Genomic DNA, 3,151 nt, shown 5'->3' with positions numbered 1-3,151 from the left:
TTGGTTTCGTTGCTCTTGCAAAACGGCATAGTCATTCACTATTTAACGACTTCAGCTAAAAAGATAGAAAGCGAGCCTAATTATCACGGTTTTTTTTGGGATCCGCAAAAAGGGATAATCGATGAAAATTGTCTTTTAGGTGTGGACGCTATTATCCATTTAGCCGGTGCCAGCATAGCAAAGCGCTGGACGGATTCCTACAAGGAGGAAATTATCGAAAGTCGTATTCTGACTACCAACTTACTTTATAGCGTACTGAAAAATAATCCCAATCAGGTTAAACAGATTGTGTCTGCTTCCGCAATTGGCATTTATCCGAGCAGTCTGACCGAAATATATACTGAGGAAAACACAAATATTAGTCCGACCTTTTTGGGAGGCGTTGTTGAAAAATGGGAAGAGGAATTGGAAAAGTTTAATCGGTTAAACATTGCGGTTTGTAAACTGAGAATTGGTTTGGTACTGACAATCGACGGAGGTGCTTTGCCACAAATGGTAACTCCTATAAAATCGGGAATGGGAGCTGCCTTCGGTACAGGAAAACAAATGCAGTCTTGGATTCATATTCATGATTTGGTTGCTATGTTCCTGTATGCTGTCCGAAATAACTGGAGCGGTGTTTATAATGCGGTAGCTCCACATCCGGTAACCAATTCAGAACTGATAAAAGCTATAGCTGATGCATTGGATAAAGATATTATTATGCCAAATGTGCCGCAGTTCCTGATGAAAATGTTGTTGGGCGAAATGTACATTCTGCTTTATGAAAGTCAGAACGTAAGTGGTCAAAAAGCTTTGAAAGAAGGATTTCAGTTTAAATTCAATTTCCTTGAAAAGGCGTTGGATAATATATTTGTGTAAATAATAGATTATTAGTCATAAAAAAAAGCACCACAATTTTGCGGTGCTTTTTGTATTTTACAAAGATTACTTATTTTTTAATAAGCTTCAGAGTTGCAGATTCGCCAGCGCTTGTTTCGATTGTTGCAAAATAGATTCCTGTGCTTTCATTTAAATCCAATGAAAATTCAGAAGTATTGCTGAAATTTTTGTTCATGATAATTTGTCCGGTGATTGTTTTTACGGAAACATTTATTTTTTCTTCCGCTGAAGGCAGCTGGAATGAGAACAAACCTGATGATGGGTTAGGGTATAGTTGGATTTGTTTTCCAAAGTCGAATGATTCCGTTCCCAACGTGAATGTGGTACATGAAGATACTGTTTTACAGCCATTTTTTGTAATTTCAACAGCGTAATTTCCTGAGGTGGCCGGAGTGTAGGATCGTGAAGTTTCTCCCGGAATAACAGCGTTTCCATTGTTACAGTCCAACCATTTGTAAGTTGTGCCGGCTGCTGTGTTTTCGTCTGATGTTAATGTGTTAGTGTTGGTAGTAACGGCAGTGTTGATTGAATTCAAAGTAAGCGAAGCTCCTGACGTAAAATTTGAAGTACTTCCTGAAAGGGCAAGATTGGTTAAAGCTCCGTTATTTGAACTTCCGGAAAAATCTTCAATAGTTGTGACAGATGTGTTTGTTCCGTTGGCGATACCGTTATTGAATTTATAGTATGCCGCTAAATTAGGTTGCGGAGAGCAAAATTCTATATTTCTGTTGTTAGCTATTTCACTTGCAGTTCTGGCAACACTCCATATACGTACTTCATCGATGCTTCCATTGAAAAAAGTGACACCATCAATTCGGTTTCCAATTCTGAGTTTTACGGTAGATCCTGTGTTTACTGATATTGCGGGATTTCCGGCAATGTCGAGATTTCCGTCAACATAGAGACTGATTTTTGATGTCGCAGTTGGATCATAAACAACCGCAACATGATGCCATGCTCCATTGTTAACCGGAATGGTTCCGTTTACCGACCCGCCGTTAATTTCAAGACGAAGCGCATTGTTGTTTAAAATATTAAATGTAAAGCGCTGCCCACTGGAGTTGGTACCCCAATCAGTAATGATTTGTTGTACCCCGCCGGCGCTGGGATTTGCGTTAGCAGAAGTTTTGATCCACGCCTCTACGGTTCGCGCACCATTGCTGGTAACTCCGGTATAATTTGTTTGAATAAAATCGTTGGTTCCGTCGAGGTTGATTGCATTTTGAGCTTGGGAGTTCTGGCTCATTAACAGCGTTAGGGCAAGTATGGATTTTAGCGGGAGTAATTTTTTAATCATTTTTGATTGCATTTAAAGTTGACTAATCAAAAATAGCTAATGGGGATTTTGTAAAAAAGAAATTAAAGTGATGTAACAAAGTTGTTTTTTGGTGTTAAATTTTTAAATGATTATTAGGTAAACCATGTTTTTTGTAATAAAAAAGCACCCGATTCGGATGCTTTTAAAGATTATAACGTAAGATGAATTAATAACTATTTTTTTGCTTTGACATTCACTTGTAATATCATTTCGTCGTGAACGAGATTGTCTTTCAGTGTACCGGCAATAGTTTTTGATCCGTAAGTGATATTCCAGTACGTACGGTTTAATACCAACGAGTCGCTTACAAAATCTATTTGGTTGTCGGTAACACTTATAGTTGCCGGGAAATTAACTGCTTTGGTTACATTTTTTATAGATAAAGCACCATATACAACTGTTTTGCCATTTTCTTCTTCAATTCGTCTGATCATGAAAAGGCCGGTAGGATATCTTTTGACGTTAAAAAAGTGATCTTCCTCCTCCTTGTCGCCGGTTCCTTTCAAATGTGCCTCCAAATCTTCTTTTCCGTCATCCGGTTTTAAATCGGTAACCGTAATGGTATTCATGTTGATGGTGAATTTTCCGCCAACTACTTTGTTGTCTTTTACAATAAATTCACCGTCCTGAAGGTTAACCGTTCCCATATGTTTTCCTGTTGGTTTCGATCCCGACCAGTAGATGATGGATTCGGATGGGCTTGCTTTATATGTGTTGCCTTCAGCGGAAGTTGCCGCTTCAGTAGAACCTTTGTCAGTTCCTGCTTCACTTTTTTTACAGGAAACAAAAACCATACTAGTTGCTAACAAAAGACTTAAAACAATTTTTTTCATAAGTATGAATTTTAGGCGTTATACAAAACTATTTATTCGTAATCAAAAACTTCTTAAAATTATACTAAAGTTAGGTAACTAATTCGGGGTTTGCAATATTGAATTAAAAAAATAAATG

3 protein-coding genes are annotated in these 3,151 nt (G+C 37.8%); 1 reads left to right on the top strand and 2 read right to left on the bottom strand.

What is annotated here, in order from left to right; all coding sequences use genetic code 11:
• Positions 1-861: TIGR01777 family oxidoreductase (locus VLB74_RS04450; RefSeq protein WP_325202258.1), on the top strand; the 861-nt coding region annotated here is incomplete at its 5' end.
• Between the two features lie 70 nt (positions 862-931).
• Here the strand turns inward: VLB74_RS04450 and VLB74_RS04445 are convergent.
• Entirely contained in the window at positions 932-2,179 is a 1,248-nt protein-coding gene (locus tag VLB74_RS04445) for a LamG-like jellyroll fold domain-containing protein (protein ID WP_325202257.1), read from the bottom strand.
• Between the two features lie 194 nt (positions 2,180-2,373).
• Complete coding sequence (locus tag VLB74_RS04440; RefSeq protein WP_325202256.1) at positions 2,374-3,033, bottom strand: YceI family protein; 660 nt, start codon at positions 3,031-3,033, stop codon at positions 2,374-2,376.
• Positions 3,034-3,151: the final 118 nt, after the last annotated feature.

This window comes from Flavobacterium sp. (genome assembly GCF_035456225.1).
Taxonomy (GTDB): Bacteria; Bacteroidota; Bacteroidia; order Flavobacteriales; family Flavobacteriaceae; genus Flavobacterium.
The sequence above is the reverse complement of the archived record's forward strand: the minus strand, read 5'-3'. Positions and strand labels throughout refer to the sequence as shown.